The sequence below is a fragment of the [Enterobacter] lignolyticus SCF1 genome, from assembly GCF_000164865.1.
Taxonomy (GTDB): domain Bacteria; phylum Pseudomonadota; class Gammaproteobacteria; order Enterobacterales; family Enterobacteriaceae; genus Enterobacter_B; species Enterobacter_B lignolyticus.
In genome coordinates this window covers 1,147,196-1,167,088 of record NC_014618.1, presented here as the reverse complement: position 1 = coordinate 1,167,088, position 19,893 = coordinate 1,147,196, and the positions used below count along the sequence as shown (strand labels likewise).

The 19,893-nt window shown below is 49.5% G+C and carries 21 protein-coding genes, 1 other RNA gene and 1 pseudogene; 13 read left to right on the top strand and 10 right to left on the bottom strand.

Features of this window, described 5'->3' with window-relative positions:
• Positions 1 to 29 precede the first annotated feature (29 nt).
• The gene (locus tag ENTCL_RS05550) at positions 30 to 218 is read left to right on the top strand and encodes an ogr/Delta-like zinc finger family protein (RefSeq protein ID WP_044612070.1); all 189 of its coding nucleotides are present in this window, start codon (positions 30 to 32) and stop codon (positions 216 to 218) included.
• Between the two features lie 114 nt (positions 219 to 332).
• Here the strand turns inward: ENTCL_RS05550 and rplS are convergent, their stop codons facing one another.
• The 5 genes from rplS to ffh all read right to left on the bottom strand — a co-directional run bounded on the left by rplS (position 333) and on the right by ffh (position 3,826).
• Positions 333 to 680 carry a 50S ribosomal protein L19 gene (gene rplS, locus ENTCL_RS05545; protein WP_006178051.1) on the bottom strand — a complete coding sequence of 116 codons (348 nt, stop codon included), beginning with the start codon at positions 678 to 680 and terminating at the stop codon, positions 333 to 335.
• 40 nt (positions 681 to 720) lie between these two features.
• Positions 721 to 1,488, bottom strand: coding sequence for a tRNA (guanosine(37)-N1)-methyltransferase TrmD (gene trmD / locus ENTCL_RS05540; protein WP_013365133.1), 768 nt, complete (start codon positions 1,486 to 1,488; stop codon positions 721 to 723).
• 45 nt (positions 1,489 to 1,533) lie between these two features.
• Positions 1,534 to 2,082 (bottom strand): ribosome maturation factor RimM, encoded by a 549-nt coding sequence (gene rimM, locus ENTCL_RS05535; protein ID WP_013365132.1) that lies wholly within the window; start codon positions 2,080 to 2,082, stop codon positions 1,534 to 1,536.
• Between the two features lie 18 nt (positions 2,083 to 2,100).
• Positions 2,101 to 2,349, bottom strand: coding sequence for a 30S ribosomal protein S16 (gene rpsP / locus ENTCL_RS05530; RefSeq protein ID WP_013365131.1), 249 nt, complete (start codon positions 2,347 to 2,349; stop codon positions 2,101 to 2,103).
• Positions 2,350 to 2,464: 115 nt separating this feature from the next.
• A complete protein-coding gene (ffh, locus tag ENTCL_RS05525; RefSeq protein ID WP_013365130.1) occupies positions 2,465 to 3,826 on the bottom strand; it encodes a signal recognition particle protein in 1,362 nt (453 codons plus the stop codon).
• A gap of 164 nt (positions 3,827 to 3,990) precedes the next feature.
• Between ffh and ENTCL_RS05520 the strand changes: the two genes are divergently transcribed.
• Positions 3,991 to 4,782: a cytochrome C assembly family protein gene (locus tag ENTCL_RS05520; protein ID WP_013365129.1), complete on the top strand. Its 792-nt coding sequence runs from the start codon at positions 3,991 to 3,993 to the stop codon at positions 4,780 to 4,782.
• An 18-nt stretch (positions 4,783 to 4,800) separates the two neighbouring features.
• Complete coding sequence (locus tag ENTCL_RS05515) at positions 4,801 to 6,087, top strand: HlyC/CorC family transporter (protein ID WP_013365128.1); 1,287 nt, start codon at positions 4,801 to 4,803, stop codon at positions 6,085 to 6,087.
• A gap of 51 nt (positions 6,088 to 6,138) precedes the next feature.
• Here the strand turns inward: ENTCL_RS05515 and grpE are convergent, their stop codons facing one another.
• Positions 6,139 to 6,732 carry a nucleotide exchange factor GrpE gene (gene grpE, locus ENTCL_RS05510; RefSeq protein ID WP_013365127.1) on the bottom strand — a complete coding sequence of 198 codons (594 nt, stop codon included), beginning with the start codon at positions 6,730 to 6,732 and terminating at the stop codon, positions 6,139 to 6,141.
• A 122-nt stretch (positions 6,733 to 6,854) separates the two neighbouring features.
• Here grpE and nadK point away from each other — a divergent pair, with 122 nt between their 5' ends.
• From nadK to bamE, 3 genes are all read left to right on the top strand, one after another.
• Positions 6,855 to 7,733 carry an NAD(+) kinase gene (gene nadK, locus ENTCL_RS05505; protein ID WP_013365125.1) on the top strand — a complete coding sequence of 293 codons (879 nt, stop codon included), beginning with the start codon at positions 6,855 to 6,857 and terminating at the stop codon, positions 7,731 to 7,733.
• 85 nt (positions 7,734 to 7,818) lie between these two features.
• Positions 7,819 to 9,480 carry a DNA repair protein RecN gene (gene recN / locus ENTCL_RS05500; protein WP_013365124.1) on the top strand — a complete coding sequence of 554 codons (1,662 nt, stop codon included), beginning with the start codon at positions 7,819 to 7,821 and terminating at the stop codon, positions 9,478 to 9,480.
• A 149-nt stretch (positions 9,481 to 9,629) separates the two neighbouring features.
• Positions 9,630 to 9,971 (top strand): outer membrane protein assembly factor BamE, encoded by a 342-nt coding sequence (gene bamE, locus ENTCL_RS05495; protein WP_013365123.1) that lies wholly within the window; start codon positions 9,630 to 9,632, stop codon positions 9,969 to 9,971.
• A gap of 41 nt (positions 9,972 to 10,012) precedes the next feature.
• Here the strand turns inward: bamE and ENTCL_RS05490 are convergent, their stop codons facing one another.
• A complete protein-coding gene (locus ENTCL_RS05490; protein WP_013365122.1) occupies positions 10,013 to 10,300 on the bottom strand; it encodes an RnfH family protein in 288 nt (95 codons plus the stop codon).
• Positions 10,290 to 10,727 carry a type II toxin-antitoxin system RatA family toxin gene (locus tag ENTCL_RS05485; protein WP_013365121.1) on the bottom strand — a complete coding sequence of 146 codons (438 nt, stop codon included), beginning with the start codon at positions 10,725 to 10,727 and terminating at the stop codon, positions 10,290 to 10,292. Before ENTCL_RS05485 ends, ENTCL_RS05490 begins: the two co-directional genes overlap by 11 nt.
• A gap of 148 nt (positions 10,728 to 10,875) precedes the next feature.
• On the opposite strand from ENTCL_RS05485, the gene smpB reads away from it, so the two are divergent.
• The 3 genes from smpB to ENTCL_RS05475 all read left to right on the top strand — a co-directional run bounded on the left by smpB (position 10,876) and on the right by ENTCL_RS05475 (position 13,329).
• Positions 10,876 to 11,358: an SsrA-binding protein SmpB gene (gene smpB / locus ENTCL_RS05480; RefSeq protein ID WP_013365120.1), complete on the top strand. Its 483-nt coding sequence runs from the start codon at positions 10,876 to 10,878 to the stop codon at positions 11,356 to 11,358.
• Between the two features lie 162 nt (positions 11,359 to 11,520).
• Positions 11,521 to 11,883, top strand: a transfer-messenger RNA (tmRNA) gene (ssrA, locus tag ENTCL_RS22700).
• A 204-nt stretch (positions 11,884 to 12,087) separates the two neighbouring features.
• Positions 12,088 to 13,329 (top strand): integrase, encoded by a 1,242-nt coding sequence (locus tag ENTCL_RS05475; RefSeq protein ID WP_013365119.1) that lies wholly within the window; start codon positions 12,088 to 12,090, stop codon positions 13,327 to 13,329.
• Positions 13,330 to 13,392: 63 nt separating this feature from the next.
• Here ENTCL_RS05475 and ENTCL_RS05470 read toward each other — a convergent pair whose 3' ends face one another.
• Positions 13,393 to 14,274, bottom strand: coding sequence for a hypothetical protein (locus tag ENTCL_RS05470; RefSeq protein ID WP_013365118.1), 882 nt, complete (start codon positions 14,272 to 14,274; stop codon positions 13,393 to 13,395).
• A gap of 125 nt (positions 14,275 to 14,399) precedes the next feature.
• Between ENTCL_RS05470 and ENTCL_RS22695 the strand changes: the two genes are divergently transcribed.
• From ENTCL_RS22695 to ENTCL_RS05460, 3 genes are all read left to right on the top strand, one after another.
• Positions 14,400 to 14,612: an AlpA family transcriptional regulator gene (locus tag ENTCL_RS22695; protein ID WP_013365117.1), complete on the top strand. Its 213-nt coding sequence runs from the start codon at positions 14,400 to 14,402 to the stop codon at positions 14,610 to 14,612.
• A 26-nt stretch (positions 14,613 to 14,638) separates the two neighbouring features.
• On the top strand, positions 14,639 to 16,153 hold the full coding sequence (locus ENTCL_RS05465) for a YfjI family protein (protein ID WP_013365116.1): 1,515 nt from the start codon (positions 14,639 to 14,641) through the stop codon (positions 16,151 to 16,153).
• Positions 16,154 to 16,395: 242 nt separating this feature from the next.
• On the top strand, positions 16,396 to 17,094 hold the full coding sequence (locus tag ENTCL_RS05460) for an inovirus Gp2 family protein (RefSeq protein WP_013365115.1): 699 nt from the start codon (positions 16,396 to 16,398) through the stop codon (positions 17,092 to 17,094).
• 320 nt (positions 17,095 to 17,414) lie between these two features.
• On the opposite strand, the pseudogene ENTCL_RS23585 reads toward ENTCL_RS05460, so the two are convergent.
• Positions 17,415 to 17,647: pseudogene (locus tag ENTCL_RS23585) on the bottom strand (IS3 family transposase); the annotation flags it as partial.
• A 350-nt stretch (positions 17,648 to 17,997) separates the two neighbouring features.
• Here ENTCL_RS23585 and ENTCL_RS22685 point away from each other — a divergent pair.
• Positions 17,998 to 19,797: a hypothetical protein gene (locus ENTCL_RS22685; RefSeq protein ID WP_013365114.1), complete on the top strand. Its 1,800-nt coding sequence runs from the start codon at positions 17,998 to 18,000 to the stop codon at positions 19,795 to 19,797.
• Positions 19,798 to 19,893 lie beyond the last annotated feature (96 nt).

Below are 19,893 nucleotides of genomic sequence, written 5' to 3'. Positions count from 1 at the left end.
TCCCTGAATCGTTTGAAAGGGGAAGTATGATGATGCATTGTCCTGTTTGTCAGCAGACCGCGCACGCCCGTTCCAGTCGCTATCTGAGCTCAGAAACGAAGGAACGCTACCATCAGTGTCGCAACATTGAGTGTGGCTGTACCTTTGTCACCCACGAGACGCTGGCGCGTTATATTGTAAAACCAGCCCTGGCCGTCCATGAAACGCGCCAGGCGTAGTTCTCTCTAAAAAGCCTGCAGCCGCAGGTTTTTTTATCTCAGAGCCGCGGTATATGAAAAAAGGGCCGGCCTTTCGGCCAGCCCTTTTCAAGCGGGATGTCGCATAAGCGAATCTTAGTTAAGACGCTCTTTGATACGAGCAGACTTACCAGTGCGCTCACGCAGGTAGTACAGTTTAGCTTTACGTACAGCACCACGACGTTTAACAGCAATGCTGTCAACTACCGGAGAGTGAGTCTGGAAGACACGCTCAACGCCTTCGCCGTTGGAAATTTTACGAACAGTGAATGCAGAGTGCAGACCGCGGTTACGAATAGCGATAACCACGCCCTCGAATGCCTGCAGACGTTTTTTGGAACCTTCAACAACCCATACTTTCACTTCCACGGTATCGCCCGGGCGGAAGGAAGGTACGTCCTGCTTCATCTGTTCTTGTTCAATTTGCTTAATAATGTTGCTCATAATTTAATCTCTTATCCTGGGTAAACTGATATTAGGGGCTTTAAGCCATCCCATCATGTTTATGTTGCTGCGACGCGTGTTCAGTTTTGAACTCGGCCAGCAACCTCGATTGCTCTTCAGTCAGAGCCAGGTTTTCCAGAAGTTCAGGTCTTCTCAGCCAGGTACGGCCCAGCGACTGCTTCAGGCGCCAGCGACGTATCTCAGCATGGTTGCCAGACAGTAACACTGCCGGAACCTCCATGCCTTCCAACACTTCAGGGCGGGTATAGTGCGGACAGTCCAGCAACCCATCTGCAAAGGAATCTTCCGTTGCAGAGGCTTCATGGCCCAGCACGCCCGGAATAAACCGGGCGACGGAGTCAATCAGCGTCATCGCCGGTAACTCTCCACCGCTGAGAACGTAATCGCCGATAGACCATTCTTCGTCAATCTCGGTCTGAATTACACGCTCATCTATCCCTTCGTAACGACCGCACACCAGAATCAGTTTCTGACTGGTAGCCAGTTCGCTGACGCCCGCTTGATCAAGCTTGCGTCCCTGAGGCGAAAGATAAATCACCTTTGCACCTTCACCTGCCGCGGCTTTTGCTGCATGAATCGCATCCCGTAAGGGATGCACCATCATTAACATCCCCGGTCCGCCACCGTAAGGACGATCGTCCACGGTACGGTGCCGGTCATGCGCGAAGTCGCGAGGACTCCAGCTGTGGATGCTCAGCAGGCCATTTTTTACTGCCCGGCCAGTTACCCCGTAGTCGGTAATTGCGCGAAACATTTCAGGAAACAGGCTAACTACACCAATAAACACAAGCCAATCCCCATAGTGCCGTCTTTTACCGTTAATCCGGAGGTTTTAAAAACCAGGATCCCAATCTACTTCGATAGTACGCGTAGTGAGATCGACTTTCTTGATAACCTGCCCATCGAGGAACGGAACCAACCGCTCCTTGATACCAAACGCATCTTTCAGGTTTGCCTTGATGACGAGAACGTCATTGGACCCGGTTTCCATCATGTCGATGACTTTACCGAGATCGTAGCCTTCGGTGGTCACTACCTGGCAGCCCATCAGGTCTTTCCAGTAGTAGTCACCCTCTTCCAGCTCCGGCAACTGCGAAGAATCCACGACAATTTCGCAATTGGTCAGCAGATTCGCGGCATCACGATCGTCAACGCCTTTCAGCTTGATGATGATGTCCTGATTGTGGTGGCGCCAGCCTTCCAGCTCAACAGCCTGCCACTGACCCGCCTTCTGGATAAACCAGGGCTGATAGTCAAAAATGCTTTCGGCGTCTTCGGTGGAGGAAAACACTCTGAGCCAACCACGGATACCGTAGCAAGAACCCATTTTTCCGAGAACAATCGGTTCAACGGGCGCTTTCGCGGCGTCTTGCTTGCTCATCATGACCACCGTGACAGATTAAGCTGCTTTGTTTGCTGCTTTGATCAGCGTTGCAACGCGATCGGAAACAGTAGCGCCCAGGCCAACCCAGTGAGCGATACGATCCAGATCCAGACGGGTTTCTTGTTCCGCGCCAGAAGCGATCGGGTTGAAGAAACCAACGCGCTCAATGAAGCGACCGTTGCGTGCATTACGGCTGTCTGCAACGACAACCTGGTAGAACGGACGCTTTTTAGCGCCGTGACGTGCTAAACGAATAGTTACCATAACATCCTCTTGTGTGAATAAAACAACCGGGCCCCATCGAGGAACGGAGCCCGGTGTCATATTAAAAGCCCGAAAATTTTACTCATTTTCGTACGAATTGCAATCTCTAAAGCGATTAGCGCCCCGGAAAGCCCGGCGGCATCATCCCTTTCATTCCGCGCATCATTTTCGCCAGGCCGCCCTTCTTCATTTTCTTCATCATGCGCTGCATGTCGTCGAACTGTTTCAGAAGACGGTTAACGTCCTGTACCTGCATGCCGCAACCGGCGGCAATACGGCGTTTACGGGAGCCTTTGATGATCTCCGGGTTAGCGCGCTCTTTGAGGGTCATCGAGTTGATGATAGCCTCCATACGCACCAGCACTTTGTCATCCATCTGCGCTTTAACGTTGTCCGGAATCTGGCCCATGCCCGGCAGCTTGCCCATCAGGCTCGCCATACCGCCCATATTTTTCATCTGGCGGAGCTGCTCCAGGAAGTCGGTCAGGTCAAAACCGTCGCCCTTCTTCAGTTTAGACGCCAGCTTTTCCGCCTGCGCGCGGTCAACCTTGCTTTCGATATCTTCGATCAGCGACAGCACGTCGCCCATGCCGAGAATACGGGAGGCGATACGGTCCGGGTGGAACGGCTCCAGCGCGTCGGTTTTCTCACCGACGCCGAGGAATTTAATCGGCTTACCGGTGATATGGCGAATCGAGAGCGCCGCGCCGCCGCGGGCGTCGCCGTCAACCTTCGTCAGCACCACGCCGGTGAGCGGCAGCGCTTCGTTAAAGGCTTTCGCGGTATTCGCCGCATCCTGGCCGGTCATGGCGTCGACGACAAACAGGGTCTCTACCGGATTGATGGACGCATGAACCTGTTTGATTTCATCCATCATCGCTTCATCGACGTGCAGACGACCGGCGGTATCCACCAGCAGCACGTCGTAGAATTTCAGCTTCGCCTCTTTCAGCGCCGCGTTAACGATATCGACCGGCTTCTGTGCGACGTCGGACGGGAAGAAATCCACGCCGACCTGCTGCGCCAGCGTTTCCAGCTGTTTGATCGCCGCCGGGCGATAAACGTCGGCGGACACCACCAGCACCTTCTTCTTGTGCTTCTCGCGCAGGAATTTACCGAGCTTACCGACGCTTGTGGTTTTACCCGCACCCTGCAGGCCGGCCATCAGCACGACGGCCGGCGGCTGCGCGGCCAGGTTCAGGCTCTGGTTCTCTTCGCCCATCGCCGCCACCAGCTCGTTGCGGACGATTTTGACGAATTCCTGGCCCGGGGTCAGGCTTTTATTGACTTCATGACCAACCGCTTTCTCTTTAACGCGGTTGATAAAATCGCGCACGACCGGCAGGGCGACATCGGCCTCCAGCAGCGCCATGCGCACTTCGCGCAGCGTTTCTTTAACGTTTTCTTCAGTAAGGCGTCCACGGCCGCTGATGTTGCGCAGCGTACGCGATAAACGATCGGTTAAATTATCAAACATTGTCTCTCGCCTGAGGTGGAAACGGTGGTCGCCATCGCGACACATAGACAGAAATTTGCCGCAGTATAACACGACACCATGCGAGTTGTGATGCAACGGTTGGAGCAGACGTCACGTAACGTTATACTGATTCTCTTTCATAACACGCCGACGTCGACATCTTTATGCCTGTTTTTGCCCTGCTCGCGCTTGTCGCCTACTCCATCAGCCTCGCGCTGATCATTCCCGGCCTGCTGCAAAAAAACAGCGGCTGGCGGCGCATGGCTATTTTATCCGCCGTCATCGCGCTCATCTGCCACGCCTTCGCGCTCGAGGCGCGCATCCTGCCGGGCGGCGAAAACGGACAAAACCTGAGCCTGCTCAACGTCGGCTCGCTGGTCAGCCTGATGATTTGTACGGTAATGACCATCGTTGCGTCGCGCAACCGCGGCTGGCTGCTGCTGCCGATTGTCTACGCCTTTGCGCTGATAAACCTGGCGCTGGCCACCTTTATGCCCAATGAGTTCATCACGCACCTTGAGGCGACGCCCGGCATGATGGTGCATATCGGCCTGTCGCTCTTCGCCTACGCGACGCTCATCATCGCCGCGCTCTACGCGCTGCAGCTGGCGTGGATAGACTATCAGCTGAAAAACAAAAAGCTGGCCTTCAGTAGCGAAATGCCGCCGCTGATGAGCATTGAACGCAAGATGTTTCATATCACCCAGGTCGGCGTCGTACTGCTGACGCTGACGCTGTGTACCGGCCTGTTTTATATGCATAACCTGTTCAGCACGGAAAATATCGACAAGGCCGTCCTTTCTATTGTCGCGTGGTTTGTCTATATCGTGTTGTTATGGGGCCACTATCATGAAGGCTGGCGCGGGCGCCGCGTCGTCTGGTTTAACGTGGCCGGCGCCGGCATTCTGACGCTGGCCTATTTTGGCAGCCGCGTTCTGCAGCAGTTCGTAGGCTAAGCACTAAAGGAATCTCAGTTGGAACATATCTCTACCACTACGCTGATCGTCACGCTGATCATCATGGTGGTCATTTCCGCTTATTTCTCCGGTTCGGAAACCGGCATGATGACGCTCAATCGCTACCGCCTGCGTCATATGGCAAAGCAGGGCAACAGTTCGGCAAAACGCGTCGAAAAGCTGCTGCGTAAGCCCGATCGCCTCATTAGCCTTGTGCTTATCGGCAACAACCTCGTCAATATTCTGGCCTCGGCGCTGGGCACTATCGTCGGGATGCGTCTGTACGGCGATGCGGGCGTCGCAATCGCCACCGGCGTGCTGACGTTCGTGGTGCTGGTGTTCGCGGAGGTCCTGCCAAAAACCATCGCCGCGCTGTATCCCGAAAAGGTGGCCTATCCCAGCAGCTTCCTGCTCGCGCCGCTGCAGGTGTTAATGATGCCGCTGGTCTGGCTGCTCAACACCATCACCCGCATTCTGATGCGCATGATGGGTATCCGGACCGATGCCGCGATGAGCGCGGCGTTAAGCAAAGATGAGCTGCGCACCATCGTTAACGAATCGCGCTCGCAGATCTCGCGGCGCAATCAGGACATGCTGCTGTCGGTGCTGGATCTGGAAAAGGTCAGCGTTGACGACATCATGGTGCCGCGCAACGAAATTGTCGGCATTGACATCAACGACGACTGGAAATCGATTGTCCGCCAGCTGACGCATTCGCCCCATGGCCGCATTGTGCTGTACCGCGATTCTCTGGACGACGCCATCAGCATGCTGCGCGTGCGCGAGGCTTACCGCCTGATGACCGAGAAAAATGAGTTCACCAAAGAGGTAATGCTGCGCGCCGCCGACGAAATCTATTTCGTGCCGGAAGGCACCCCGCTCAGCACGCAACTGGTCAAATTCCAGCGCAATAAGAAGAAAGTCGGCCTGGTGGTCGATGAATACGGCGATATTCAGGGGCTGGTCACCGTGGAGGACATCCTTGAAGAGATCGTCGGCGATTTCACCACCTCGATGTCGCCTTCGCTGGCGGAGGAGGTAACCCCGCAGAACGACGGTTCGGTGATTATCGACGGCAGCGCCAACGTGCGCGAGCTGAATAAGGCCTTCAACTGGCACCTGCCGGAGGATGACGCCCGTACGATTAACGGCATCATTCTGGAAGCGCTGGAGGAAATTCCCGCCATCGGCACGCGCGTGCGCATCAACCACTACGACATCGATATTCTTGATGTGCAGGAGAATATGATTAAGCAGGTGAAAGTGGTGCCGGTAAAATCGCTGCGGGAAAGCGTGGCGGAATAACAAAAAACCCCCTCCGCGACGGAGGGGGTTTGCATACGGCGAACGGTAATATCAGCCTTTGGCTTTCGCGACAGACACCATCGCGGCGCGAATCGTGCGCCCGTTCAGGGTATAGCCCTTCTGCATCACCATCAGGACATTGCCCGGCGCCACGTCGTCAGACTCAACCATGGCAATCGCCTGATGCACGTTCGGATCCATCGGCACATTGATGTCGCCCACGACTTCCACGCCAAACTTACGCACCACGTCGAGCATCGACTTCAGCGTCAGCTCAATACCTTCCACCATCGGCGTCAGGTCCGGGTTTGATTTATCAGCCACTTCCAGTGCGCGATCCAGGCTGTCGATAACCGGCAGAAGTTCGTTCACAAACTTCTCCAGCGCAAATTTATGCGCCTTTTCGACATCCAGTTCAGTACGACGACGCAGGTTTTCCATCTCTGCCTTAACGCGCAGGACGCCGTCGCGCTCGCGGTTCTGGGCCTCGACGAGCTGAGCTTCCAGATTCGCAATTTTTTCATCGCGCGGATCCACCTGCTCAGCAGAAGCTCCAGGCTCTACCGCCTCAACCTCTTCGTGCTGGTCCTTGATAGTTTCTTCCGGGGCTTGCCCCTCAGGCGTTTTCTGTTCTTTACTACTCATGAATTTCTCCGCGTTTTTTCGTATTCATCTCGCTGACTTCGCTTATTATGGGGATCGGTTTGCGGGTTTCAAGGGAAGCCGCCACATTGTCATCATTCATTCGGCACAAGGACCTCCAGAAAATGAACAATCATTTCAAGTGTATCGGTATTGTCGGCCATCCCCGTCACCCTACCGCGCTCACCACACATGAAATGCTTTATCGCTGGCTGTGCTCCAAAGGCTACACGGTAATGGTGGAGCAACAGATCGCCCACGAGCTACAGCTCAAAAACGTCGCAACCGGCACGCTGGCGGAAATCGGCCAGCAGGCGGACCTCGCGGTGGTGGTCGGCGGCGACGGCAATATGCTCGGCGCCGCGCGCACGCTGGCGCGCTACGACATCAAGGTTATCGGCATCAACCGCGGCAATCTGGGCTTTCTGACCGACCTCGACCCGGATAACGCGCACCAGCAGCTCGCGGACGTACTCGAAGGCCACTACATTGCGGAAAAACGCTTCCTGCTGGAGGCGCAGGTGTGCCAGCAGGACTGCCAGAAGCGCATCAGTACCGCCATCAACGAAGTGGTGCTCCACCCCGGCAAAGTGGCGCATATGATTGAATTTGAAGTCTACATTGACGAAGTGTTTGCCTTTTCCCAGCGCTCTGACGGGCTGATTATCTCAACGCCGACCGGCTCTACCGCCTACTCGCTGTCGGCGGGCGGCCCGATTCTGACGCCGTCGCTGGACGCCATCACCCTGGTGCCGATGTTCCCGCATACCCTTTCGGCGCGTCCGCTGGTCATCAACAGCAGCAGTACGATTCGCCTGCGCTTTTCGCACCGCCGCAGCGATCTTGAGATCAGCTGCGACAGCCAGATAGCGCTGCCGATTCAGGAAGGTGAAGACGTTTTAATCCGCCGCTGCGACTACCATCTCAACCTGATTCACCCCAAAGACTATAGCTATTTCAACACATTAAGCTCTAAACTCGGCTGGTCGAAAAAATTGTTCTGATTTCAGATATGGCGCTTTACTGTATAAAAAACCAGTTTATACTGTACGTAAACACAGTTATGGTTTTTCATACAGGAAGACAACAATGCTGGCACAACTGACCATCAGCAATTTTGCAATCGTACGTGAGCTGGAAATCGATTTTCACAGCGGCATGACGGCCATCACCGGGGAGACCGGGGCGGGCAAATCTATTGCCATTGATGCGCTCGGGCTGTGCCTCGGCGGCCGGGCGGAAGGCGACATGGTGCGGGCAGGCGCCACGCGAGCCGATCTCTGCGCCCGCTTCTCCCTGAAGGATACCCCTGCCGCGCAGCGCTGGCTTGAAGCCAACCAGTTGGAGGACGGTCGTGAGTGTTTACTTCGCCGGGTCATCAGCAGCGACGGGCGCTCGCGCGGTTTCATCAACGGCACTGCCGTACCGCTGTCGCAGCTGCGCGAGCTTGGGCAACTGCTCATCCAGATTCACGGCCAGCACGCCCACCAGCTGTTAACCCGTCCCGAACATCAGAAAACCCTGCTGGATGGCTATGCGGGTGAGTATGCGCTTACTCAGCGCATGGCGGAGCATTACCGCCTGTGGCATCAAAGCTGCCGCGATCTGGCGCAGCATCAGCAGCTGAGCCAGGAGCGCGCCGCGCGCGCCGCGCTGCTGCAGTACCAGCTAAAAGAGCTTAACGAGTTCAGCCCGCAGCCGGGCGAGTTCGAGCAGATAGACGAAGAGTACAAGCGTCTCGCCAACAGCGGGCAGCTGCTCTCTACCAGCCAGCACGCCCTTACCCTGCTCGCCGACGGCGAAGAGGCCAATCTGCAAAGCCAGCTGTATTCGGCGCGCCAGCTGGTGAGCGAACTGGCGGGAATGGATGCCAGGCTCTCCGGCGTGCTGGATATGCTGGAAGAGGCCGCCATTCAGCTGAGCGAGGCCAGCGACGAGCTGCGTCACTACTGCGACCGCCTCGACCTCGATCCGAACCGCCTGTACGAGCTTGAACAGCGCATTTCCCGCCAGATTTCGCTGGCGCGCAAGCATCATATCAGCCCGGAAGAGCTGCCGGCGTTTCACCAGTCGCTGCTTGATGAGCAGCAGCAGCTCGACGCCCAGGCCGACACCCTGGAGACATTGAGCGCCACGGTGCAGCAGCACCATCAGCTGGCGCTGGAGACCGCGCAGCAGCTGCACGCATCGCGCTGCGCCTGCGCCGCAGAGCTGGCGCAGCTTATCACCGACAGTATGCACTCACTGTCGATGCCGCACGGTCTGTTCACCATCGACGTCAGCTTTGAAGCGTGCCACCTGACGGCCGAAGGCGCGGATCGCATTGAGTTTCGCGTCACCACCAACCCGGGGCAGCCGCTACAGCCGATTGCCAAAGTCGCCTCCGGCGGCGAGCTCTCCCGTATCGCGCTGGCGATTCAGGTGATCACCGCCCGTAAAATGGAAACCCCGGCGCTGATTTTCGATGAGGTGGACGTCGGCATCAGCGGTCCGACCGCCGCCGTGGTTGGCCGCCTGCTGCGCGAGCTGGGCGAGTCAACGCAGGTGATGTGCGTGACGCACCTGCCGCAGGTCGCGGGCTGTGGTCATCACCACTTCTTCGTCAGCAAAGAAACCGACGGCGAGATGACCGAAACGCACATGCAGCCGCTGGATAAACGCGCCCGTTTACAGGAGCTGGCACGCCTGCTGGGCGGTAGCGAAGTCACCCGAAATACGCTGGCAAACGCGAAAGAGTTGCTGGCCGCATAAACTTTTTCGGTAACGCAGGGTCATAGAGAACGATAAAAAACGCCGTAAGACCAAACGTCAGAGGTTTTAAAGTGGTGAAAGGTCTATTATCATCGGCATATTACAAATGAGCCGCGTACTGCTCGGGCCCGAAAAGGAATCAAATCACTATGCGCTGTAAAATGCTGACTGCTGCCGCAGCGGTTCTTCTGATGTTGACCGCAGGCTGTTCCACTCTGGAACGAGTGGTTTACCGTCCCGACATCAACCAGGGTAACTATCTGGCACCAAACGATGTTGCTAAAATTCGTGTCGGCATGACGCAACAGCAGGTTGCCTATGCTCTGGGCACCCCGATGATGTCCGATCCGTTCGGTACCAACACCTGGTTCTACGTCTTCCGCCAGCAGCCGGGTCATGAAAAAGCGACCCAGCAGACGCTGACGCTGACCTTTAACAGCAGCGGCGTGCTGACCAATATCGACAACAAGCCGGCGCTGACCAATCAGTAAGCCCGCGACGGACGTAAAAAAAGCGCTCTCTGAGCGCTTTTTTATTTTCCGGCTTTCTCGGCCCGCTGGCGGCGGAGCGCTTTCGGGTCGGCAATCAGCGGGCGATAGATCTCCACCCGGTCACCGTCCTGCACCTCGTCCTGCAGCTTTACCGGACGGCTATAGATCCCCACCTTATTCCTGTCGAGCGAGATATCGGTACGCAGCGTCAGCAGCCCGCTGGCGATAATCGCCTGCTCAACCGTACTTCCCGCGTCCAGCGTCACCTTTTGCAGATACTGTTTTTCCGGCAACGCATAGGCCACCTCGACGGTGATTTTAGCCGACACTGTAGACCTCTCGGGCGCGGGAGGTAAACGCCTGCACCATGTTCGACGCCAGCTCTTTAAAGATTTTGCCGAACGCCAGCTCGATAAGCTTGTTAGTGAACTCAAAGTCGAGATGAAACTCGATTTTGCAGGCGTCCGCGCTCAGCGGCGTAAACTTCCAGGCACCGATCAGCGTCTTAAACGGCCCGTCGACCAGGTGCATTAAAATACTCTGGTTGCTGGTTAAGGTATTACGGGTCGTGAACGTCTTGCTGATGCCCGCCTTTGAGACGTCAACCGCGGCCGTCATTTGCGTTGGCCCGGCTTCCAGGACGCGGCTACCGGTACAGCCCGGTAAAAAGGCAGGATACGACTTCACATCGTTCACGAGTTGATACATTTGCTGCGCGCTATAGGGCACCAGCGCAGTACGGCTAATCTGAGGCATAGCAATTCCCACTCTCTTACACGGCGCAAATAATATCATTTATTGCCTGTTAAAAAAAACGCCAGGCCATAACTCGTGCTAAGATACCGCATTGCGCCTCGCGGGAAGGCTTGAGGCAATGAACAGATAAAGATGACTTCAGGATATTATGACCAAGAAAAAAGCCCACAAACCTGGATCAGCCACCATTGCGCTGAATAAACGCGCCCGTCACGAATACTTTATCGAAGACGAATTCGAAGCCGGCCTCTCGCTACAGGGCTGGGAAGTAAAGTCCCTGCGTGCCGGTAAAGCCAACATCGGCGACAGCTACGTTATCCTGAAAGACGGCGAAGCGTACCTGTTCGGCGCCAACTTTACGCCGCTGGCGGTGGCGTCCTCGCACTACGTCTGCGACCCAACGCGCACCCGCAAGCTGCTGCTGAACCAGCGCGAGCTCGACACCCTGTACGGGCGCGTTAACCGCGAAGGTTATACCGTCGTCGCGCTGTCGCTGTACTGGAAGAACGCCTGGTGCAAGGTGAAAATCGGCGTGGCGAAGGGTAAGAAACAGCATGACAAGCGCTCCGACGTGAAAGAGCGCGAATGGCAGCTGGATAAAGCCCGCATCATGAAAAACGCGGGCCGCTAACCCGCGCGGCTCTCGCCTGCATCGCGGGTAAGAGCCGGTTCCCCCTCCCTCAGCACCTCTTTCATCTTATTCAGCAGTTTAATTCGATAATCATCGGGCATCTCACCCTTGCAGGGGCTGGCATCGCGAGTCACAAAAGTGTTATACTTACGCTAACACTAAGGGGCTGATTCTGGATTCGACGGGATTTGCGAAACCCAAGGTGCATGCCGAGGGGCGGTTGGCCTCGTAAAAAGCCGCAAAAAATAGTCGCAAACGACGAAAACTACGCTTTAGCAGCTTAATAACCTGCTCTGAGCCCTCTCTCCCTAGCTTCCGCTCTTAAGACGGGGATCAAAGAGAGGTCAAACCCAAAAGAGATCGCGTGGAGGCCCTGCCTGGGGTTGAAGCGTTAAAACTAATCAGGCTAGTCTGGTAGTGGCGTGTCTGTCCGCAGGTGCCAGGCGAATGTAAAGACTGACTAAGCATGTAGTGCCAAGGATGTAGAAATTTCGGACGCGGGTTCAACTCCCGCCAGCTCCACCAAAATTCTCCATCGGTGATTACCAGAGTCATCCGATGAAGTCCTAAGAGCCCGCATGGCGCAAGCCCTGCGGGCTTTTTTGTGTCCTCAATTTGTCCCGCGAAGTCCGAAGAGAACTAATTGAATCCGAACCTTTTAGGCACCTTGTTAGGCACCTCATAAAGCTTTATTGTTTTTGAGGTGCCTAAAACTATGGAAACCCGGCAATGGCAAGACAAACCAAACCTCTATCCGTTAAAGAAATCGAATCTGCTAAACCCAAGGAAGCGGACTACGTTCTCTATGATGGCGATGGCCTTGAGCTACTTATCAAATCCAGCGGGAGTAAAATCTGGCAGTTTCGCTACATTCGTCCTGTCACCAAGAAACGAGCGAAGAAGAGCATAGGCCCCTACCCGTCAGTTACGCTTGCCGATGCTCGAAGCTATCGGACAGAATCCCGTTCTCTCCTGGCGAAACAAATCGATCCACAGGAACATCAGCAAGAACAGCTTCGCAGTTCGCTAGAAGCCAAAACCAATTCTTTCCAGCTCGTAGCGGAACGTTGGTGGAATGTGAAGAAAGCTAGTGTGACAGAGGACTATGCGGAAGATATCTGGCGCTCACTTGAGAGAGATGTCTTCCCAGCAATCGGTGATATCAGTGTCACTGAGATTAAGGCTCATACTCTGGTTAAAGCAGTGCAGCCAGTTCAGGCCAGAGGTGCATTAGAGACTGTTCGCCGCCTTTGTCAGCGTATTAACGAAGTCATGATTTATGCGCAAAACACGGGCCTGATTGATGCGGTTCCCAGCGTAAACATCGGGAAAGCATTCGAGAAACCTCAGAAGAAAAACATGCCAAGCATCCGCCCGGATCAACTTCCACAATTGATGCAGACTATGCGTACGGCAAGTATTAGCCTGTCCACGCGCTGCCTATTCATGTGGCAGCTTCTCACCATTACCCGCCCTGCCGAAGCTGCTGAGGCTCGATGGGATGAGATCGATTTCAATGCTAGCGAATGGAAAATTCCTGCTGCTCGAATGAAGATGAACCGGGACCATACGGTTCCATTGTCAGATGAAGCAATTGCGATACTGGAGATGATGAAGCCGTTAAGTGGAAGTCGAGAATTTATCTTTCCCAGCCACATCAAGACAAATCAGCCGATGAACAGTCAAACCGTTAACGCATCGCTGAAACGCGCAGGTTTTGGTGGGGTGCTCGTTTCACACGGTTTGCGATCTATTGCCAGTACAGCTCTCAACGAGCAAGGTTTTCCGCCTGATGTGATTGAGGCTGCATTGGCCCACGTGGATAAGAATGAGGTTCGCCGTGCTTATAACCGCAGCGATTACCTGGAACAGCGTCGCCCGATGATGCAATGGTGGGCTGACTTCGTTATGGCTGCTGAGCACGGAAGTATGATTGGAAATGGCATTCGAGGTATAAGGCTTGTCGGCTAGTACACGAATAAGCGCTTAAAAGGGAGCGCTTATTCTTATTATCCAAATTCACATAAAAGATTACTACACCTGACCAGTTCTTTTTTTTCTGCTTACAGTGTCCTCGAAAGCCTGCTTCACACTTTCAACATTTGTAGACCACGATTTTAAAATAGTATCGGCTAAGGCTTCCTGACTGGTAGTTGGCATTCGATATTTTTTATCGTGCTTATTAACATTCAATTTTGACTCCTCTATAAATAACCACAAAGGTTCAATGAGAACATTCACCGCCGCAGCTTTACTTCTCCATCTTTCTTCAGGAGCCAAATCATTTATAAGTTCCACTAGTTTTTCCTGAATAGGACGATACATTTCAGATTTTTTTATCCCACCTTTTCTTCCTGATCTATTCCTGGTAGATAAAAGTTTAGTTTGTTTATCTACAGAGATCTTATACCAAACCATCCCCATGCTTTTATCAAATAACTCAGATGCTTTTTTAAATGCTTCAAATGCAACATCCTCATTGTCTGATATAACTAATTCACCCCATTTATAGCACTTCTGTGCATACTTAAGGTGAAATTTAAAAAGTTCATCCATAGAGATATATTCAGGGATAATGACAGCAACATTATCTCTCAGAAGTTCAGCCTCCAATGTACTCCAATAACGTTCAATAAGCCTAGCTAACTCGATGCTTTTCTCATTTGTTGGAAAGTCCTTATGAGAGTCATTGTACCTATGCTCCTTCAAATAAGATGATGAATACAATAATATTCCGGGACCAAACTTCTTGGAGTTCCAGACCCGCTCTTTCATCATAGTCAACTCAGCCTGCATGCCTGTATGTTTTTCATCCAGAATTTGGGCATACATGCTCCATTCACAGTCTTTCATCTCACTGGAGAGAGTACTGCGTTTTCGACTAATTTCTTCACTAAAAATTTTAATAGAAAACATTTATCCCCACAATATCAACAAGTTAAACCTGTTAAAAATAAACCTTTGCTAGCCGTATTTTTTCGAAGAATCCTTGCAGCTATTCTTTGCTGGAACCAAACTGAGCTAATAAGAGGCAAACTAGTATGAACACTTCATCAGCAGTCAGGATACTCCGCTTACCTGCTGTTATCCATAAAACAGGTATCTCGCGAGCTACAATTTATGACTGGTTGAACCCGAGGTCGCCACGATATGATCCAACTTTTCCGAAGAAAAGAAAGCTTGGAACACAATCAGTTGGATGGCTTGAATCAGAAATTGATGAATGGTTGTTACATCGTAGTCTTATTAATTAATTCTAAAGAGGAGTTAGATAGGATGTATGTCTAAAAAAAACAGTTCAACGCAAAATAAAGAACTTTGTCTGGAGTTTCAGGCGCTACCCGCTTTTGCACAACGATTAACAAGTTATATACATTTTAAAACTGAAGCTTCTGCTGAGCTTATTTTCACCGTATTACTTGGAGTAATGGCGTATGCCAGCCAGGATAAATTTGATGTTCAGATTAAGAATGGGAAAACTTTTACATCACTTTATCTTCTATTTTTAGCAAGATCAGGTAGTAGAAAATCAACCGTATTCAGGCTGTTGATGGAGCCAATCCATCGGCTGGAAAAAGAGCTGAAAGATGATTTTCTGTTAAAGGAGAAATTTTATGAGCTTAAGTTAATTTCTTGGGAAACCGAGTTAAAAGAGCTTAAAAAGCAATATAGCAAAGCTATTCGTCAGAAGACTTATGTAAGAGAAGCGCTTGAGGCGTTGGAGGAGTGCCAAAGAAGAAAGCCAGAAGTTCCAGCAAGGAAGTATCTTACTAAAAACGATACGACAAGTGAGGGGCTTAGAAAGGTATTAGCGCTGGGCTCTCCGTCGTTGCTCCTCGGCTCTGATGAAGCCGGAGGGTTATTTGACGGTAATCTTTTCCGCAATACACCAGTACTCAACTCTCTTTGGGGAGAAGGGAAGATTGCAGACAGCAGGGCTTCACGTGACAACTATGATGTTGATGATGCGCGGCTAAGCATGCTGCTGATGGTGCAACCTAGTTTGTTTGATTGCTTTCTTGATAAACAGGGAAGAAAGGCAAAGGGTTCAGGGTGGTTAGCTCGTTTATTACATATTGACATGGAGCAGCTCCCTGAACTGTGCGATATCCCTAATGCCTGTTCATGGTCTGATGAGCCTGGACTTGAAGGATTTTTCACTATTCTCACTAAGCACTTGCAGGATGGTATGAGGCGTAGAGAAAAAAATGAAGAACGCATCTGTGTTACTTTTTCTTCGGAGGCAGAAGCCGTCTGGAACTCCCAGAGTGAAAACATTCAGGAAAAAATAAAAAAAGGAGGAGAGCTGCAGCATTATGATGATTTTGGTGCTCGATTTATGGAGCATGCTTCGAGAATTGCAGCAGTAATGCAAGTATTTATTACACCTGATTCACGAATAATTACTAAGGATGTATTTATGTCAGCTTTGAAAATAACACAATGGTTTATGAATCATTTTATCTCTAAGGTTGAATCTACCCGAGAGCCTACAGATGCTGAAAAACTATTGACGTATCTTGAGGATAATCTTGTCAATAACGGTTCTTACGAATTTAGGAGGAATGACCTTATCAAAAAAGGTCCATATCCATTGAGGCGGTCAGAACGGCTAATGCCTGCTTTGAATAAACTTGAAGATGAAGAGTTTGTTCAATTATTCGAAAGAGGTGGGGTTAATTATGTCAAGTTCACCAAGTCGAAAATGGAGGTTAGAGAAATGGCTGATAAAACAAATACTCCTCTTTTACACTCTGGATCACTTGCGATGAGTAAGCTTCCTATACCTGAATAACTTCAGAGTAAATTAACTTTTTCTTATTAATGTTTTTTGACCCTAATGCTAGTAATGCTGCGGTTTCAGTCTAATTTATTAAGAGGGTGGTGAATATATTTTAGCTGGTATATGTAATATATCTCTTTGTCTAATTCTATATCAGTGGTAACTCCTCTGCAGGAGTTATATCCAACATCACATGGGTAGCGTGAGGGCTACCCATTATCCAATGATTAATATTTACAAGATTAAGGATTATTATGGAATCAAAATATTCACTTACCAACGAAGAAATTGATGACTTGGTAGAAATAGCCTCCAAAAAGTATAGATCACCTATCGACCGCGATATTCTTAACCCACTACTTAACATGGTCTACGGCACAGTGGAGCAGCATAAACGGATACTGGTTATTCGTACTGATCTGAGATTTGCCCAGTCCCATGTACCGGGAGAGCCTGATCTACCCCTGTGCTTCCAGCGCGATGATGCGCAGGCAATAACTCGCTCCTTCGAGTCACTGAAAAGCCAGCTACGGGCAGATCATAACCGGTCCAGGAGACCGGGTAATCCGACGTTACCTTCTTATGGGTGGTGTAGGGAACGTGACACAAGCGTACATCCCCATTATCACCTGATGTTGCTATTCAATAGAGATATCTATGGGTATCTGGGTAATTACCAGGAACTCGATGCCGCTAACATGGCTATTCGGATACAGAAAGCCTGGTGCAGTGCTATAGGGCTTGCTCATGAAGATTACGCGACATTAGCTGAATTCCCACCAAATGCTGTTTACAGGTTTAGCAGATTCGATGCTTTGGATCGTAACCCAGTTTACTGGAGTTTCCTGATTCGGCTGGCATATCTGGCGAAAACCAGAACAAAGGATGTTCACAGCGGTTACCGCAACTTTGGCACAAGTCAGTGTCCACGCTTAGGCGGATTAGCCAGCTAACAACACTCTGGGTGAGGTATTTATCCTCACCCTGTCAATTAACATAATTGATACGTTTCGCGGTAAAAAATTCGATAAAGTGTCTCGGTACCCTGCTACAACCTGCTACAACCTGCTACAACCTGCTACATGTAGCAGCTGTAGCAGCCTTCAGAGGTCGGAATATTCATTTTGAGTTGAGAATGAGGCCATCTAACTCGACCCGCCTGAATGTCCATGTTTGCTGACCGTTTTGTAATCTTAACAACGTACATTGCGACTGGTTGGTGAAGTGGACATTACTGACCAGCCCCCAGAATTAGATACAACCTTCAGTCCAAAATGTCGATTTTTATCGCCAGTGCCTCACGGTTAAAATCCCCCACCACATTGAAGGTTCTGAGCGTCTGCCACAGACCAGCGCATCGTGCATGAAAAAGTTGGACCAGCCCTAGTTCAGAGATTCCGGTATTGTCAGCGGCACTAAATTACGCATCGGCAGATGTTGTTTTCCTATGCGATGAGAATTCAGTTTCAGATGGCAATAAATCCGTTGTACACGTCTATGATTCCAAGCGCCTCTAGATTTTTGGCTTTCCCTATTGTTATTATCATGATTGGGGACTATGCATTTGATTGTTATATATTAATGTATTCTATTACCATCCTTTTCCCATGATTTTTCGGAATTACAGCTATTCCTGTTTACACCTATTTTGTATTACGAGACAAAAAGAAAAGAATAAAATGGTAATTTCATTCTCTAATTGATAGGTATTACTGATTATGCTATCGACATTGATAGCTTTTTTAACCATTTTTGATAGTACGAAACTACTATTTAAAGCAGGCATACTTTTTCACAAAACCCACTATAATTAACCGCTTATATAATTTTTACACTCTACAATTAAGGTCACAGCAATGATAGATCAATTAGTATTAACTAAAAATGCACAGTTTTATGTGCTGAAGGATGATTTAAATGAGACTATCGAAAACATTATTAATAAAATATTAAGCGAGTCATGTTTAAATATTGATGAAAATGAAGGTAAAATCATTGATGTGACACGAAGTGAAGGTGTTCTTATGGATGAGAATATACCATATATCTACTCCATTCTTGTTTTCCCTACGCTAAAAGATGTTTATTTTTTTGATAGTGATGAGTTTGATACCAAGTATCAAGATCGTATATATGCATACATTATTATATTTGAATTTGATAAACATTTTGCAATAGTCAAGAAAAGCTGCTCTAATATATCTGATTGCGTTGATAAATACTTCCAATTATTTTCCGGAAGTGCCATTACTAATACTTTCAATGATTCAGATGTCGCTTATCAAAAAATATCACTCCGTAATATGACTGTATCAGACAAAGCTATTAGAAGTCGTTCCTACGAAGCAGCAGATCTGAAAGGAACATTTTCAACACACGCAGCAGGGAGGTCTATACCATCTTTTATAAAATATCGTCATGGCACAACAATAAAAACTATATCAGGAACTGGACGTCTTGTTGAATCAAGTCATCGAGTTTCATTTGACCATATTGCATCGTGGGTGCATCAACAATTAATTTTAATAAAAAATGGCGGGCACGACAAGGCTTTTTTAGATGCCTTTGCAAAGGCTAAAGACCTCAAGGAAGTAATAAAAAGTGGGGTTGCTCCTAATGCTATATTAATTGAGAGTTCATCTTTATACGATCATCTAAAAGAAAATAAGTTAAGTATTAAATATCCATCTACTGTTAATGGAACAAAAACTCAGACTACTTTGACTGACAAACAAGAGCAAAACCTTCTTCGTTACCTCGAACGGGTTTTTCCAATTAATTCTCAGGGTAAAATAATTTGTGCATTAGGCAATGCTCGTATAAATGTAAATAAAACAATTACATTTGATTCGAGTTTTTTGAGAACGCTTAAAGTTCATGTTGGCGGTCAAGATATAACATTGCAAAACTACATAATGAAGAATGGATTCTATAGTGTTACTTTTACAGATCATAAGTTCATGTACTACCTTGGAAACTGTTTTGAAGACGTCTCTGGAGTTTCAGAGATCGAAGCAATACTAAAAATGCTCCACCCTATAAACGGAATGACCAATGTATCAAGCGAGAAAGGAGTGTTCAAAAGTAACAGTGTCAACTTTTCTAGAAATTCTATGTTCAATTTAGTCGAGCATGTTCACAGGAAAGATAATTATATATTCTGTGATGATTTAGGTACTGAATGGGCTGATCATATTACATTTAATGCAAAAGATTCTTGTATCAATTTCATCCATTCTAAGCATGGACTTAAAAGTACATCAGCCAGCAACCTTCATGATATCGTTGGGCAAGCTATCAAAAACTTAGGGTATATGAACTCCAGTGTAGATGATTTTAATAGCAAAGCCACGAGTACATTTTCACAGTTTTATAAAGCTAATAAATGTCTCACTAAAATTAGTAGGACAAGAAAAGGAAATTTAGCCAACTTTCAAAACTATTTGAATGCATTATTTACTGACTACAAACTACATCGAAAATGTATTATAAGCTGTTCATTTATTTCAGAGGGTACAATTAGAACTGAACTCCTCAAAATTAAACAAGGACAAAAAGTTGGGGGACATATTATTCAGCTTCTTTGGATATTGTCATCCTTCTCTCATGCTGCGAGAGATGCTTCGGTGATCCCAATTATTTACTGTGCAAATTAAAAGATAAAGACAAGGATAAAGCTGTCCTTGTCTTGTTTAATGAGTTTCATTTTATAGTTTGTGAATGAACTGACTTCCTCGTTATTCAAGGCATAG

Coding starts and splice junctions, on each gene's coding strand:
- ENTCL_RS05550 (WP_044612070.1), top strand. CDS start 30: ATGATGCATTGTCCTGTTTGTCAGCAGACCGCGCACGCCCGTTCCAGT.
- rplS (WP_006178051.1), bottom strand. CDS start 680: ATGAGCAACATTATTAAGCAAATTGAACAAGAACAGATGAAGCAGGAC.
- rimM (WP_013365132.1), bottom strand. CDS start 2,082: ATGAGCAAGCAAGACGCCGCGAAAGCGCCCGTTGAACCGATTGTTCTC.
- rpsP (WP_013365131.1), bottom strand. CDS start 2,349: ATGGTAACTATTCGTTTAGCACGTCACGGCGCTAAAAAGCGTCCGTTC.
- ffh (WP_013365130.1), bottom strand. CDS start 3,826: ATGTTTGATAATTTAACCGATCGTTTATCGCGTACGCTGCGCAACATC.
- ENTCL_RS05520 (WP_013365129.1), top strand. CDS start 3,991: ATGCCTGTTTTTGCCCTGCTCGCGCTTGTCGCCTACTCCATCAGCCTC.
- grpE (WP_013365127.1), bottom strand. CDS start 6,732: ATGAGTAGTAAAGAACAGAAAACGCCTGAGGGGCAAGCCCCGGAAGAA.
- nadK (WP_013365125.1), top strand. CDS start 6,855: ATGAACAATCATTTCAAGTGTATCGGTATTGTCGGCCATCCCCGTCAC.
- recN (WP_013365124.1), top strand. CDS start 7,819: ATGCTGGCACAACTGACCATCAGCAATTTTGCAATCGTACGTGAGCTG.
- bamE (WP_013365123.1), top strand. CDS start 9,630: ATGCGCTGTAAAATGCTGACTGCTGCCGCAGCGGTTCTTCTGATGTTG.
- ENTCL_RS05485 (WP_013365121.1), bottom strand. CDS start 10,727: ATGCCTCAGATTAGCCGTACTGCGCTGGTGCCCTATAGCGCGCAGCAA.
- smpB (WP_013365120.1), top strand. CDS start 10,876: ATGACCAAGAAAAAAGCCCACAAACCTGGATCAGCCACCATTGCGCTG.
- ENTCL_RS05475 (WP_013365119.1), top strand. CDS start 12,088: ATGGCAAGACAAACCAAACCTCTATCCGTTAAAGAAATCGAATCTGCT.
- ENTCL_RS05470 (WP_013365118.1), bottom strand. CDS start 14,274: ATGTTTTCTATTAAAATTTTTAGTGAAGAAATTAGTCGAAAACGCAGT.
- ENTCL_RS22695 (WP_013365117.1), top strand. CDS start 14,400: ATGAACACTTCATCAGCAGTCAGGATACTCCGCTTACCTGCTGTTATC.
- ENTCL_RS05465 (WP_013365116.1), top strand. CDS start 14,639: ATGTCTAAAAAAAACAGTTCAACGCAAAATAAAGAACTTTGTCTGGAG.
- ENTCL_RS05460 (WP_013365115.1), top strand. CDS start 16,396: ATGGAATCAAAATATTCACTTACCAACGAAGAAATTGATGACTTGGTA.
- ENTCL_RS22685 (WP_013365114.1), top strand. CDS start 17,998: ATGATAGATCAATTAGTATTAACTAAAAATGCACAGTTTTATGTGCTG.